We start from the raw sequence: 13803 nt of genomic DNA, 5'->3' as shown, positions 1-13803 counted from the left end.
CTCCAAGTGATTTGGCATACCGACCATCCTTCTGCAGTTCTCGTAATGTGGAAATAAACTACCAATATATAGAACCTAGCCAGCGCCTGCCCGCCTGTCAACGCCGCCTGCCCCGCGGGGCAGGATGCAGGGCCGCACCGGAGATCAGCTGTTGACTGTGATTTGAATCGCACGTACCCTCGATCAACTGAAAGATTACTTTCACAATGCGGAATTGTATGAGCTGAGTGGGTTGCTTGCCACTGGGCTCTCGCAGAGCCCAACGTTTGCTCGGAAAAAACAAAGGAGTTTTTGTGAGTCCAAGGTTTGAGCCCTTTCAGCAAGTCATCGACCCGATAGCGGGTTCCCTCGCCCTCTCAGCCATGGTGGCCGCACTTCCACTGCTGTTGCTTTTTGTCCTTCTCGGGGTTTTTCGAGTCAGGGCGCCCAAGGCGGCCATCGCGAGCCTGTTGCTGTCCATCGTGCTTGCCATCGTGGGCTGGCGTATGCCGTTCGGCCAGGTGCTCAGCGCCGGTGCTCAAGGCGCTTTCTATGCCCTGTTTCCGATCCTGTGGATCCTCATCAACGCCTTGTGGGTATATAAGCTCACCGTGGACACGCCCTGGTTCGAGGTTTTGGGCCGGACCATCCGCTCCATTTCCAATGACCTCCGCATTCTGGCGATCCTGGTCGCTTTCTGTTTCGGCGCGCTGCTCGAGGCGCTGGCGGGCTTCGGCGCGCCGGTTGCCATTTCGGCGGCGATGCTCATGGCTGCCGGTATGAAACCACTGAAGTCAGCCATCGTCGCGCTGCTGGCCAATACCGCCCCCGTGGCATTCGGGGCGATGGCCGCTCCGATTATTGCCCTCAACGGGGTTACCGGCATCCCGCTTCATGACCTGAGTTCGATGGCGGGCCGCCAAACACCCTTCGTCGCGGTCCTCGTCCCGCTCATCCTGGTCTTCATCGTTGACGGCAAGCGTGGCCTCCGGCAAACCTGGCCGGTGGCCCTGGTGTCAGGCATTGTCTTCGGACTGGCGCAATTCCTTGCCTCCAACTTCTTCGTGGTTGAGCTCACCGACGTTGTTGCCGCAATTCTGACCGTTGCGGCGGTCCTGCTCATGCTGAGGTTCTGGCAGCCGGCCGAGATTATCGGAATGAACGACGTCGCGGGCAGCGACGCTGCCGACGTAGCGCTTGTTAGCGCTGGCAAGCAGACCCGCACCGGATATGGAACGTCCTCCGGTCTGGGCGGCGTGAGCCGAGGCGGTGCGGCCGCACAGGCCGGCACGCCCGAAAAAACCGGTGGCGCCGCTGTGAGGCCGCCCAACGGCGAGGTGTGGATGGCTGTTGCCCCATATCTGATCATTATGGCCGTGTTCTCCATCGCACAAATCCCGGTTGTGAAATCCTGGCTCACGTCCGTCGGGTCAGTCACGTTCGAATGGCCCGGGCTGGACGCCGTGGATCCTGACGGGCACCCGGTCTCCGCCCACAAGTTCAAACTTGACCATCTCAAGGCCACCGGTACGCTGCTGCTGATCTCGGGAATGATCACTATGGCGCTGTACAGGCTTGCACCCCGTCGGGGTATCCGGATCTATCGCGACACACTGTCCCAGCTGCGATGGACTATTGTGACCGTCACCTCGGTTCTTGCGCTGGCGTTTGTCATGAATGTCTCTGGGCAGACCAACTCACTGGGAATCGCCCTGGCGTCCGCTGGTGGCTTCTTCGCCTTTATATCCCCGCTGCTCGGATGGATCGGCGTTGCACTCACCGGCTCGGACACCTCGTCCAACTCACTGTTCGGGCAGTTGCAGGTCACCGCCGCCCAGCAGACGGGCCTTTCGCCAACGCTGATGGCGGCGTCCAATTCTTCCGCAGGGGTGTTGGGGAAAATGCTGTCCCTGCAGAACCTGGCCGTGGCCTCCGCCGCTGTTGGGCTGGACGGGGCGGAGAGCGTTCTGTTCCGGAAGCTCATCGGCTGGAGCCTGGCACTCCTGGCGTTCATCACCATCCTCATTGTCCTGCAGTCCACCCCGGTCCTGGGATGGATGGTTCCCTAGGGGACACCGAAGGTCCGGTGCGGCAGCCTGCAGGCAGCCGACACGTGACCGGGGCTACGCCAAATTGAGCAAAATCAAAGTATCCGAAAGAGAGCAGGCCTTGTGAGCACTCACGTTAGCGAGATCAATTCAGAGGCCGGGGCGAGGCTTGTCGCCGCAGCCCGGCGCGGTTCGACTGCCGAGGCTGACCGCATGAACGTCAATACGGACCGGTCCGGGTACACGCCCGATACACTGCCGGACGGTGTCGTGTACGCGACCAGCATCAACGACGTCGTTGAGACAATGGTCCGCGCGACGGCGGGGAGCGTCCCCATTGTTGCCAGGGGTGCCGGTACCGGCCTGGCTGCCGGTTCGGCTGCCAGGGCAGGCGAGATTGTCCTTGATCTGTCAGGCATGAACCGAATCCTGCGCCTGGATCCGTTGGAGCAGATCGTCGTCGTCGAGCCCGGCATCCTCAACGCAGAGGTCAACGCCGCCGCCGGCGAACACGGTCTCTTTTACGCCCCGGATCCTGCCAGCACCGCCATCTGCTCCATCGGCGGAAACATTGCCACCAACGCCGGCGGCATGCGGTGCGCCAAGTACGGCGTCACGCGTGAATCCGTCCTGGCACTGAAGGTTGTCCTACCGGACGGGCGGCTCCTTGTGACAGGCCGGGAAACGATCAAGGGCGTCACCGGGTATGACCTCAACGCCCTCATGATTGGATCCGAAGGGACGCTAGGAATCGTCGTTGAAGCGACGTTGCGTCTGCGGCCGCTCCCCGTGGCGACGGCAACCGTCGCGGCATTCTTCCCGGATATCGTTACCGCTGCCCAAGCCGCTTCGGCCATCATTGCTTCACGCATCACGCCCTCCGTGCTGGAGCTGATGGACGGCGGGACCCTGTCGGCCGTTGATGCCGCATTGGGGACCGACTATCGAAGCCGCGGGGGTGCCTTCCTCCTCGCTCAGACTGACGGGTACGGGGCCTTCCTTGAACAGGAGGTGCTGATTCAGGCCATTGCACCCCTCGCTTTGTCCTATGAAAAGGCCACCGACACGGAAAGAACCGCCGAACTGTTGAGAGTGCGTCGAGAGGCCATTCCTTCCCTCGAGTTGTTGGGCAACGTCTGCATAGGTGACGTCGGTGTTCCGCGCGGACGCCTCGCCGAGATGGTCGTCGGGATCGAGGAAATTTCACACCGCACTGGAGTCCGGATCTTTACCGTTGCCCACGCCGCCGACGGCAACCTGCACCCGATGATCGTTCTTGACGCAGACCAATCCGCCACGGACGGACCGGCGAAAGCCGCGCTTGGTCAGATGTTTCATTTGGCCCGGAGCCTGGGCGGCACACTCACCGGGGAACACGGAGTTGGAATCCTGAAACGTGACTGGTTGCGCGACGAACTGGGCAGCGATTCCCTCGAGCTGCAGCACGCCATCAAAAAGGTATTTGATCCGCTCGGCATCCTCAACCCGGGCAAGGCAATCTAGGGGTTTCGAACTGCAGCTGACACGGGGCACCGGGGGACAAGTCGCTGCTCACAGCAGTATGGTGTGCTCGTAGGAGGGCACGGGTATGAGTGAGAAGCCGCAAGGTCAGTCCCTTTCCCTGTGGATCGCCACAGCGGAGGGCACGGATTATGCCTCGCTCGGCACCGACATCGATGTCGACACCGCAGTGATCGGCGGGGGCGTTGCGGGCCTGACTGCTGCGCTGGCGCTCAAACGGGCCGGCCAATCGGTGGCGGTGATTGAGGCGGCGCGTGTGGGTACAGGCGTCACGGGGCACACCACCGGTAAGGTGACGTCGCTGCACCGCCTGGTGTACACCGAGCTTGCCGGGCGCCACGGCCCTGACGCTGCGCGCAGCTATGGGCAGGCGAACCAGGCCGCCGTTGAGCACATCGCGCGCGTCGTCTCTGCTGAGGGCATCGACTGCGGTTTCCGCCGGGTACCCAACTTCACCTACGCCGAAACCGACGAGGCCCTGAGCCTCGTCCGGAATGAAGCCGCTTTGGCCGCCAGGCTCGGCCTTCCTTCCATCTTTACCGCCGACGTGCCGCTGCCCTTCGCGGTCAAGGGCGCCGTCCGCTTTGATAATCAGGCGCAGCTCCACGCTGTGAGATACCTGCAGGGCCTTGCGCGCGCGGTCGATGGCGCGGGCAGCTTTGTATTTGAGGATTCGCTGGCGCTGGCGCTCCGGGACGGCTCGCCGGTTGTCGTGGAAACGGAGCGGGGAAGCATCCGCGCGCGGGACGTCATTGTGGCCACCAATGTGCCTTTCGGCGACCAGGGAAGCTTTGCTGCGCGGAACATCCTGCACCGCTCCTACCTCGTCGCCAGCCGGGCGGGATCCGCGCCGCTGGAGGGGACGTACATCAGTGTCGACGAGCCGATGCGTTCGATTCTGGCCGTTGACATCGATGGTATAGGTTACGTGCTCGCCGGAGGCGAAGGCCACCGGGCGGAGGACTCCGGCGACACGGCGGAGCGCTATCGACGCCTGGCCGCTTTCAGCCGTGACCGTCTGGGCAGCGGTGAGCCGGTATTCCGCTGGTCCACCCAGGACGGCATCCCCGTTGACGGGCTGCCGTATGTCGGCCCGATGTCCCCGGCCTCCGCCCACGTGCATGTGATCACCGGTTTGCGGAAATGGGGCCTGACTAACGGCACCGCCGCGGCCCTCATCCTCGCCGACACCTTGTGCGGCCGGCCCAATCCGTGGGCGCGTGTATTCGACAGCAACCGGAAGCCCCCGGCAGGGGGGCCGGGGCCTGCTGGCCAGAGCGGTACGACTCCGCCCCTGATACAAGAGGCGGCGCCCCGCCCGGAAGGCAAGGATGCTCCCATAGTTCCTGCCCCGGGGGAGGGGGTTGTCATCGAAAAGGACGGCGAAAAGATCGCCGTCTACGCTGATCCGGCCGGCAAATCACGGTCGGTCTCGGCGATCTGCACGCACTTGGGCTGCACTGTCGAGTTCAACGCGGCGGATGTGACCTGGGACTGCCCCTGCCACGGCTCCCGGTTTGCCACCGACGGCTCCGTCATTCAGGGTCCCGCCAGTACCAACCTCGCCTCCCGCCCCGCGCCCCCGAAACGAAGCTGATTTCGACTCACAGGGTTCGCGCGGGGCGACCCCTATAACCGGCAGCTCGCCAGGCCAACCATGATGCCGGCGACGATCAGTGCGGTGATGCCTTCCAACCCCAAGAGGTAGGGGAGTACGGCGCCGGAGGCATCCGAAGTCGCGGGCAAGAATGCCGACCAGCCGGGTCCGGAGGTGGCTGTGGTGGGCAGCTCGGTCATGGTCATCCTCAAGGCAAGACCCCGGCCGGACCGGTAAATATTTTGTGGGCCCCCCGGCCAGAGTGGTGTCTGACAGACGGCCGACTGGCGGGGACCACCCGGGTAGCCGCCCAGGGCCGCGAATAGTCCACCCGGGAAGGTAGTAGCGGGCCACTCCGGCTGCTGAGCCACACTGAAACCAGTCCTCAATGTGGCTTGGATCACAGTCCCAAGTCGAGGAATACGCCGCTGGTGTCACCGCGCCTCAACATACAAAGGAGTATCAATGGAACGGCTCATTAACATCGACAACGGTGGGACACTGACCGATATTTGTGTCTGGGACGGTGAGAATTTCTCGTTTACGAAGACCCTCACGACGCCCTTTGACCTCTCCCAGTGTCTCTTCGACGGCATGGCCAAAGCTTCCAAGGAGATCTTCGGCGAAGAGGATCTCCCCGGGCTTCTGCACTCCACCCGTCACATCCGGTATTCCACCACCCAGGGCACGAACGCCCTCGTCGAGCGCAAGGGTCCCCGGATTGGCATCCTCACGGACAGCCCCACGCTGGCCGGCGAACTCCGCGGCGGGGCAGCGGCAGCTGAGCTGTTCGACGACCTCGTCGGCACGCGGGTGGCAGTCATCAACGCCGAACAGGACGTGGAGGAGCTCGCCCAGGAAATCGTCAAGCACGTCAACCGGCTGACGACCGACGGCGCCGCACGGCTTGTCATCGCCATGGCGGACCGCGACAAGGAGAAAGCGGTCAAAGGCGTTCTGCTCCGGAAGTTCCCCCGCCACCTGCTGGGCTCGGTTCCCATGTTGTTCTCCTGGGAATTCACGCCCGACATCGTCCAGGCCCGCCGGGTGTGGTCCGGAATCATCAACTCCTTCCTGCATCCCACCATGGAGCGGTTCCTGTACAGCACCGAGCACCGGCTGCGTGACCACAAGGTCAAGAACCCGCTCCTCATCTACCGCAATGACGGCGCCTCGTCACGGGTGGCCAAGTCCGTCGCGCTGAAGACTTACTCGTCCGGCCCCCGCGGCGGCCTGGAAGGGACCAAGGCCCTCTCGGCGGCCTATGGGCTCGCGCACGTACTCATGATCGACGTCGGCGGCACCACCACGGACGTCGGCTCGGTAAAGAACTCCACCATCTCGACGGACCGCCGGGGCTCCATCCAGGGAGTACCGGTCTCATTCGAAATGAGCAATGTCCACTCCAGCGGCGTGGGAGGCAGTTCCGTCATCGCCCTGCGCGACGGCGTCATCACCGTCGGCCCCGAGAGCGTCGGAGCTGCACCGGGTCCTGCTTGTTTTGGTTTTGGGGGCAAGCAGGCCACTATCACGGACGTAAATCTCCTGCTCGGCGTGCTCGATCCGGACACCTACCTCGACGGAGGTTTCAGCCTGGACGCGGAACGCTCCCGCGCGGTCATCACCGAGGTCATCGCAGAACCGTTGGGGATCACCCTCAATGACGCCCTGATCCGGATGGAGGCCGCCTACTTCCATCGCATGGCGCAGTCCTTCGCCGCCGACGTCGAGGATGCGGCGGCCACAACAGTGGCTGCGTTCGGAGGTGCCGGACCGATGAGCGCCTGCGGTGCCGCGCGGATCGCCGGCGTCCGCCGTGTCCTGGTACCTAAGATGGCCGCGGTCTTCTCAGCCTTCGGAATCGGCTTTTCTGACATTGCGCAGACCTACGAGGCGAATGTCGCCGGAATGGACGCTCAGGACTTCGGCGCCACCAAGGCGGCGCTGCTGGCCCGGGCCACGCGGGACATGTTCCAGGAGGGCCACGAAATTGACGAATGCCGGCTCGAATGGAACGTGGTGCTGGAAGACGCCGACGGCCAGCTGGTTTCCGAGCTGCCGTACCTGGCTTCCGATCCGCAGCCCGGCACCAGCGAACACAACACCATGCTGACCCTGACTGCCCGGTACGAGCTGCCGCACGCATCGATCAGGCGGGCCGAATCGGTGGCGAAGACGCCCGCCGTCGCCGCCTCCACCCGAAAGGTCCGCTCCGCCGTGGACAAGGTGGACTCGGTGCAGGTCTTCGACCTGGACAGCCAAACGGCCGGGGCATCGGCGTCGGGCCCGGCAATCGTCGAAGGCCCCTACTTCACGGCCCGAGTGCCGCATGGCTGGGTCTTCGACGTGACGGTCTCCGGCGACCTCATGCTCACAGACACCCTCCAGAAGTGACCCCACACAACCAGCAAGAAAACAGGTGAGACACGCTATGCGAATTCCAATGACGGAATATCTGATCATCGATCTCGACACCGAGCGGTGGAACTGCAGGGTATGCAACCAGGACCTCGGCGAGGCCCGCGGCAACTACAAGGAGGGGACGCTGGTCTACGACCGGGACCCCACGGAAATCCACCAGTCCATCCTGGACCCGGAGAAGTACGAATTCACGTTCGCTCCGGACCCCACCTTCTGCAGGATTCTCGAGTTCTACTGCCCGGGCTGCGGGACGCAGCTGGAAACGGAGTACGTACCGCCGGGACACCCGCCCACGGTGGACATGCTGTGGGACATCGACTCGCTCCGCGAAACATGGACCAAGCGCGGTACCAAGCCTGAGGTCGTCATTAACTACGGACCCGGCGAAGAGGCGGTCGCCGATTTCGCCCCGGCCCTCGGCTCCCACAACACCCACAACCATTCCCCCCATTCGTTCAGCTAGTACTTGGAATAAAGGAGACCACTGGTCATGAAACGAATCTCCGTCGACATCGGCGGCACATTTACCGACTGCTTTTTTGCCTGGGAAGACCAGTACGTTGAAGCAAAGGCGCTCACAACGCACCACAACCTGGCCCAAGGCTTCAACGAAGCGCTCGACCTCGCCTGCTCACGCGCCGGCCTGGACCGGGACCTCGTCCTGAAGGAAGTCGATTCCGTCCGCTATGCCACCACGCTCGGCACCAACGCCCTGATCGAAGGCAAAGGCCCGCGTGTGGGGGCACTCGTCACCCACGGCTTCGAGGACACCATCCCGCTTTCCCGCGGCCGTGGCTACGGCGAGGGCCTGGACCCTTCCAAGCAGCAGAACATGCCCGATGCCACCCGCCCTGATCCACTCGTGCCCCGTGCCTTGATCCGGTCGGTGAAGGAACGCATCAACTCGGCCGGCAAGGTGGTCGTTTCGCTGATGGAAGACGATGTCCGCACCCAGGTGCGCGAACTCGTGGACGGCGGAGCGGAAGCGATCGTGGTCTCCCTGGTCAACTCGACCGAGAACCCGGTCCATGAGCAGCAGATCCTGGAGATCATCCTCGACGAGTACCCGGCCCACGAGCTCGGGGCCATCCCCGTCCTGCTGGGAAGCCAGGTGTCGGGCCGAAAAGGCGAGTACGTCCGGGCGACCTCGACGATCGTGGACGCGTTCCTGCACGAGATCATGTTCCACGCGCTGGGGCAGCTGTCCAACAACCTGCGCACGTCCGGGTACGACAAGCCCATGCTTGTTATCCACAACTCGGGCGGCATGGCCCAGTCCAACTCGACGGATGCCCTGCAGACCATCCACTCCGGCCCCATCGCCGGCGTGGGCGCTGCCCAGCATCTGGCCCACAGCACCGGTCTGGGAAACGTGATTTCGACCGACATGGGCGGCACGTCCTTCGACATCGGCCTGGTCCCGGAAGGCGGAGTCAAGCACTACGACTTCCAGCCGACCATCGGCCGGTGGCTGGTCTCGGTTCCCATGATCCACCTGCTGACACTGGGTGCGGGCGGCGGTTCGATTGCCAGTTATGACCGCATCCACCACGCGGTCCAGATCGGTCCGGAATCAGCGGGCTCGGATCCGGGCCCCGCGTGCTACGACCGCGGCGGCCTCCGCCCGACGGTCACGGACGCCGACCTGGTGCTGGGGTACCTGGACCCGGACAACTACGCCAACGGCTACATCAAGCTGAACAAAAAGCGTTCCGTGTACGCAATCGACGAGGTCCTCGCTGATGACCTGGACATGGATACCATCCAGGTCGCCAAGATCATCAAGAATGCCGTTGACGAGCAGATGGCGATCGGGATGGCAAAGGAGCTGCGGGTCCGGGGATACCTCCCGGAAGACTTCACCATGCTGGCCTACGGCGGCAACGGACCCCTGCACGCCTGCGGCATCGCCGATCACGCCGGCATCCGCAGGATCCTCGCGCCGCCGTTTTCCTCGGTATTCTCGGCCTGCGGCGCCGGCAACATGAAACCCCTCCACATCCACGAGCGCGGCTCCCACGTCGTGCTTTACAACCCCACGGACCGCAGCCTCTACCAGAGCTACGACGAGCTGAACAATGTGATCCAGGAGCTCGAAGCCAAGGGCAAGGAAGACCTGATCCGCCAGGGGTACGACGCCGCCGACATCCGCTACAGCCTCGAAATGGACATGCGCTACGGCAACCAGCTGGTGACCACCGCCGTCGTTTTCGACATCAACCGCGTGAGCGGCGTCGCCGACGTCCTGCACCTGATCCGGACGTTCTCGGATATCTACGGCAAGCGCTACGGTGCCGGCAGCCAGGCTCCCGAGGCCGGCATCCGGGCCCAGACCGTGAGGGTGTCGTCCTATGTGGACGGGGACGTCGTCAAGTTCGATTCGATCGACTCCGGACATGACAGGACCATGCCTGCCCCGGTCGGCACGCGGCAGGTCCACTTCGTGAAGATCGACGGAGCCGTGGACACCCCGGTGTACGACGCCGAGGCCCTGCACCACCAGCACGTCATCCACGGCCCGGCCATCGTCACCACGGAAAACACCACGTACCTGGTCGAACCGGCCTGGCGACTGGAACCGACATCCCAAGGAGCCGTGTGGTTCCTCAAAGACTGATCCCGCGCCTCGCGGATCCCCATCCAGACCTTCCAGCTAATCCCATTGAAGGAGCTCGACAGCAATGACGCTTACAGCAAATGAACCCAGCACTTCTGGCACAGCCGGAGATACAGCCGGAGATACCGCCGGAGATACTTCCCAGCCGCTGACCGCCCAGGAGCAGCAGTGGGTGGACCAGTTCATGGACGAAACCACCCTCTTCCTCGGCCCGGACCCGGCCATCATGCGAAGCCACCAGATCACGTCCCGGTCCGCCTACGAGGATGAGTGCATCTCCAAGGGTGTGGACCCGATCAAGGTGGACCGCATCCGCAAGCGCCTGGCCGGCGCCCTGGATGAGGGCTACGAGATGTGCGAGGCCATGGGTGCCGCACCCGGCGCCAAATGGGGGGACCTGACTACAGCGATCTACACCGCGGAAGGCGACGTCACCTACCTGTCCTGCCACGGCGTAATCGCGTTCTCGGCGATCCTGCATCACCCGATCCGCTACATCATGAAGTACTGGAAGGACGAGCCGACGGTCGGGATCAACCCCGGCGACGGATTCATCCACAACGATGCCCGGTACGGAAACGTCCACAACACGGACCAGTCCATGATCATGCCGATCTTCCGCGAGGGAAAGATCATCGCCTGGGTCGCCGCGACCATTCACGAAGGCGAGAACGGGGCCTGCGAGCCCGGCGGAATGCCTTCAGGCTCCGAGACCCCGTTCGACGACGGACTCCGGATGTCCCCGTTCAAGATCGTCGAGAAGGGCGAGCTGCGGCGGGACCTGCTGACGTTCCTGCAGCACTCGGTCCGCGACCCCAAGCTGCAACTGGCCGACCTTAAAGTCAAGATCGGTGCCGTCCAGCGCATCCAGGAACGCGTCGACAGCATCATCGACGAAGTGGGAGTGGAGACCTTCGTCGCCGCCCTTCGGGTCACCGTCGAAGACGTGGAGCAGGAAGTCAAGCGCCGCATCAGTGAACTCCCGGACGGGACCGTGTCCTTCAACCAGTTCATGGACTCCACGCTCAAGGAGAACATCCTGATCAAGTTCGCCTGCAAGGTGACGGTCAAGGGCGACAAAATGACCGTGGACCTCAGGGGCACGGGTCCGGAAATCCTCAACCGGGCCATCAACTCCCCGCTGTGCTCGGTCAAGTCGATGATGATGCAGGCGATCCTGGCGTTCTGGTGGCCTGACCTGCCCCGATGCACCTCGGCGATGTCGCCCATCGACATCATCTCGGATGAACACACCTGGGCCGACGCTGGTTACGATGCTCCGATGGGGCAGTCGCTGCAGGCGTCGTTCCGGGGATTCTCTGCCCTGCAGACAGCCTTTGCCAAGATGCAGTTCTCCAACCCGGAGAAGTTCTCCAATGTCCTGGCCCCGTGGTTCAACCAGATCAACACCTTCCTCTGGGGAGGCCTGACCCAGCACGGGGACCAGGTGGGTAACCTGTGTGCCGACCTCAACGGCATGGGCGGCGGCGCCAAGGCATTCCGCGACGGTGAAGACGCCGTGTCACCGCTGTTCTGCGCCATGGCCGACACGGCTGAACAGGAAGTCATGGAAGAGGAAGTTCCTTTCATGCAGCTGGTCAGCAAGCGGATCGTCCGCGACAACCAGGGCTTCGGCAAGAACAGCGGCGGCATGGGCTACGAGATGATCGTTGCCGCCGAGGGAACACCGATGTGGGGCTTCATGACCGTTACCTCGGGGTCAAAGTTCTCGTCCGTCACGGGAATGTTCGGCGGCTACGGCTGCAGCACGACCCCGCTGGCCATGGTCAAGGGCATCAACATCTACGACATCATCCGCAAGGACTCCAGCAAATTCGACTTGTCCATGGAACGGATCATGAACGAGCAGCCCTACGAGGGCGGTAAATACACCACTGCCCATATGGGGCTGCAGTTCGACGTCGCCAAGGATGGCGAGATGTACATGATCGCGCAGGGCTCCGGCGGCGGGTACGGCGATGTTCTGGAACGTGATCCGGAAGCCGTGGCCAAGGATCTGGAACTCGGCCGTATTTCGCCGAAGGTCGCCACCAGCATCTACGGCGTCGTCTGGGACCCGGAAACCTTCGTGGTGGACCAAGAGGCAACCACCCAGTTGCGCCATGACTCGCGGCAGGCCCGGATCGCCCGCGGCAAGCCGTACAAGGAGTTCCTCGAGGGCTACGTAAAGACCGAACCCCCGAAGGATCTGCTCTACTACGGGTCCTGGGGCGACGACACGGAGGAGCTCACCGCCACCCACTTCACCAACAACGGGCCGGAACGGGTCAAAGCGACCATCGACAAGCTGCCGCTGATCATGCTTCCGGACCGCAGGGAAGTCAAGATCAGTGCACTGGAGGACCGGATCCGCGAGCTCGAACTCAAGCACGGGGAAGTCGTCCACCGCAAGTCCTAGCCCGTTACGGCACGTCCCGGCCCGGGACGGGACGCAGCCACACCAGAAGCCTTCAGCGCCGCATCCTCCGATTTCAGGACGGTGCGGCGCTGAAGGCCGCTATCCGCCAAAGTTTGGAGAAAGACGTCATGACCACTTCCACTGCCACCACACTCGCCAACGTTGTTGCCTCCCCTCCGTCGGGGCGGTCGAAAGCTGTGGTGTTCGACCACCACGAGTACGCAGCCTCCGTGATTCTTCGCGGCCGCCCCGTCCCTTGGGACAACGCCACCGCATACGCGGCTTTCTTCGCCCAGGCACAGGGGCTGCTCCGGCCGGACGTGGCGCTCCTGGACCTGAACCGGCTGTACGGTCATTTGAGCACCGGGAACACCGGGGTCGAGACCGCCATGTCGGCCAGATCCCGGACGGGATTCGCGCTGAGGACTTTGCTGGGCGACGACGACCTCAACCGGGCGGTGCTGGACTTCGTTACCGTGTTCACCAAGACAGCACGCCAGCCTGTGGTGCTCCGCTTCCCGTCGCCGATGGCGTGGCTCATCGCAACACACCACTTCTCGGGCGCCGACAACGCGGACGGCCTCGACGCCGACAACGCCGAGAATGCCTCCATGTATGTCAGTGACTGGCTCCGGGCCTTCGCGGGACTCCCCATCGCCGGCCTCCTACTGGACAACCGGACCCCTGCCGGTGCCTCCCGCGGCGTGCACGTTCCCCTGGAGGCCTACACTCCGGTTGCCAATCTGGCCGGCAACTACCGTTGGACGCTGGGGCAGCTCGACGACGACCGGGCCCGCCTGCAGGGGGACGCCGCGGTGGGCGCTTATATCCCTGCAGAGTTCTGGCTGGAACCGGACGTGGCACTCCCTGCCGGGGACTTCTACCTCGGCGAGATTCCCAGCGCCGCTTCGCCGGAAGGCGTACTGGCAAGGCTGGAAACCCTGGGGTAGCTGCCGCTGGTCACTTCGACGGGAGCAGGTGCCGCCGTCGGGCCTCTGTGACACAGGCCCTTCGGTCGCTGACGCCGAGGGTGTTGAACAGGCTTTTGAGATACCACTTGACGGTGTCGATGCCCAGATGCAGCTCCTGGGCGATTTCGCGGTTGGACCGTTCCTTCTCGACGAGACGCAGGATCATCTGTTCGCGCTGCGACAAGCCCGGTTCCGGAACGGACGAAGTGGCCGGGCGGGTGGTGGGGGTG

The 13803-nt window shown here is 63.6% G+C and carries 10 protein-coding genes; 8 read left to right on the top strand and 2 right to left on the bottom strand.

The window, feature by feature from the left end:
- The first annotated feature begins 362 nt into the window (after nt 1–362).
- From BJQ90_RS09235 to BJQ90_RS09225, 3 genes are all read left to right on the top strand, one after another.
- Nucleotides 363–2048: an L-lactate permease gene (locus BJQ90_RS09235; protein WP_226760038.1), complete on the top strand. Its 1686-nt coding sequence runs from the start codon at nt 363–365 to the stop codon at nt 2046–2048.
- A gap of 192 nt (nt 2049–2240) precedes the next feature.
- Nucleotides 2241–3530, top strand: a complete 1290-nt coding sequence (locus BJQ90_RS09230) for an FAD-linked oxidase C-terminal domain-containing protein (RefSeq protein WP_264197146.1) — start codon at nt 2241–2243, stop codon at nt 3528–3530.
- Nucleotides 3531–3615: 85 nt separating this feature from the next.
- Nucleotides 3616–5145 (top strand): FAD-dependent oxidoreductase, encoded by a 1530-nt coding sequence (locus BJQ90_RS09225; RefSeq protein WP_226759991.1) that lies wholly within the window; start codon nt 3616–3618, stop codon nt 5143–5145.
- A gap of 32 nt (nt 5146–5177) precedes the next feature.
- Here the strand turns inward: BJQ90_RS09225 and BJQ90_RS09220 are convergent, their stop codons facing one another.
- Nucleotides 5178–5345, bottom strand: a complete 168-nt coding sequence (locus BJQ90_RS09220) for a hypothetical protein (RefSeq protein ID WP_226759990.1) — start codon at nt 5343–5345, stop codon at nt 5178–5180.
- A 265-nt stretch (nt 5346–5610) separates the two neighbouring features.
- On the opposite strand from BJQ90_RS09220, the gene BJQ90_RS09215 reads away from it, so the two are divergent.
- The 5 genes from BJQ90_RS09215 (at nt 5611) to BJQ90_RS09195 (ending at nt 13552) form a co-directional block, all read left to right on the top strand.
- Entirely contained in the window at nt 5611–7539 is a 1929-nt protein-coding gene (locus BJQ90_RS09215; protein WP_226759989.1) for a hydantoinase/oxoprolinase family protein, read from the top strand.
- Nucleotides 7540–7588: 49 nt separating this feature from the next.
- Nucleotides 7589–8029 carry an acetone carboxylase subunit gamma gene (locus BJQ90_RS09210; RefSeq protein WP_264197139.1) on the top strand — a complete coding sequence of 147 codons (441 nt, stop codon included), beginning with the start codon at nt 7589–7591 and terminating at the stop codon, nt 8027–8029.
- Between the two features lie 27 nt (nt 8030–8056).
- Nucleotides 8057–10183, top strand: a complete 2127-nt coding sequence (locus BJQ90_RS09205; protein WP_226759987.1) for a hydantoinase/oxoprolinase family protein — start codon at nt 8057–8059, stop codon at nt 10181–10183.
- A gap of 64 nt (nt 10184–10247) precedes the next feature.
- Complete coding sequence (locus BJQ90_RS09200; protein WP_226759986.1) at nt 10248–12602, top strand: hydantoinase B/oxoprolinase family protein; 2355 nt, start codon at nt 10248–10250, stop codon at nt 12600–12602.
- Nucleotides 12603–12730: 128 nt separating this feature from the next.
- Complete coding sequence (locus BJQ90_RS09195; protein ID WP_226759985.1) at nt 12731–13552, top strand: hypothetical protein; 822 nt, start codon at nt 12731–12733, stop codon at nt 13550–13552.
- 10 nt (nt 13553–13562) lie between these two features.
- On the opposite strand, the gene BJQ90_RS09190 is transcribed toward BJQ90_RS09195, so the two are convergent.
- The coding region (locus BJQ90_RS09190; RefSeq protein ID WP_226759984.1) for a response regulator transcription factor at nt 13563–13803 on the bottom strand (241 nt) is incomplete at its 5' end.

It is taken from the genome of Arthrobacter sp. SO3 (assembly GCF_020532825.1).
Classification (GTDB): Bacteria; Actinomycetota; Actinomycetes; order Actinomycetales; family Micrococcaceae; genus Arthrobacter.
Note: the sequence above shows the minus strand (reverse complement) of the source record. Positions and strands in the feature narration are given on the sequence as shown.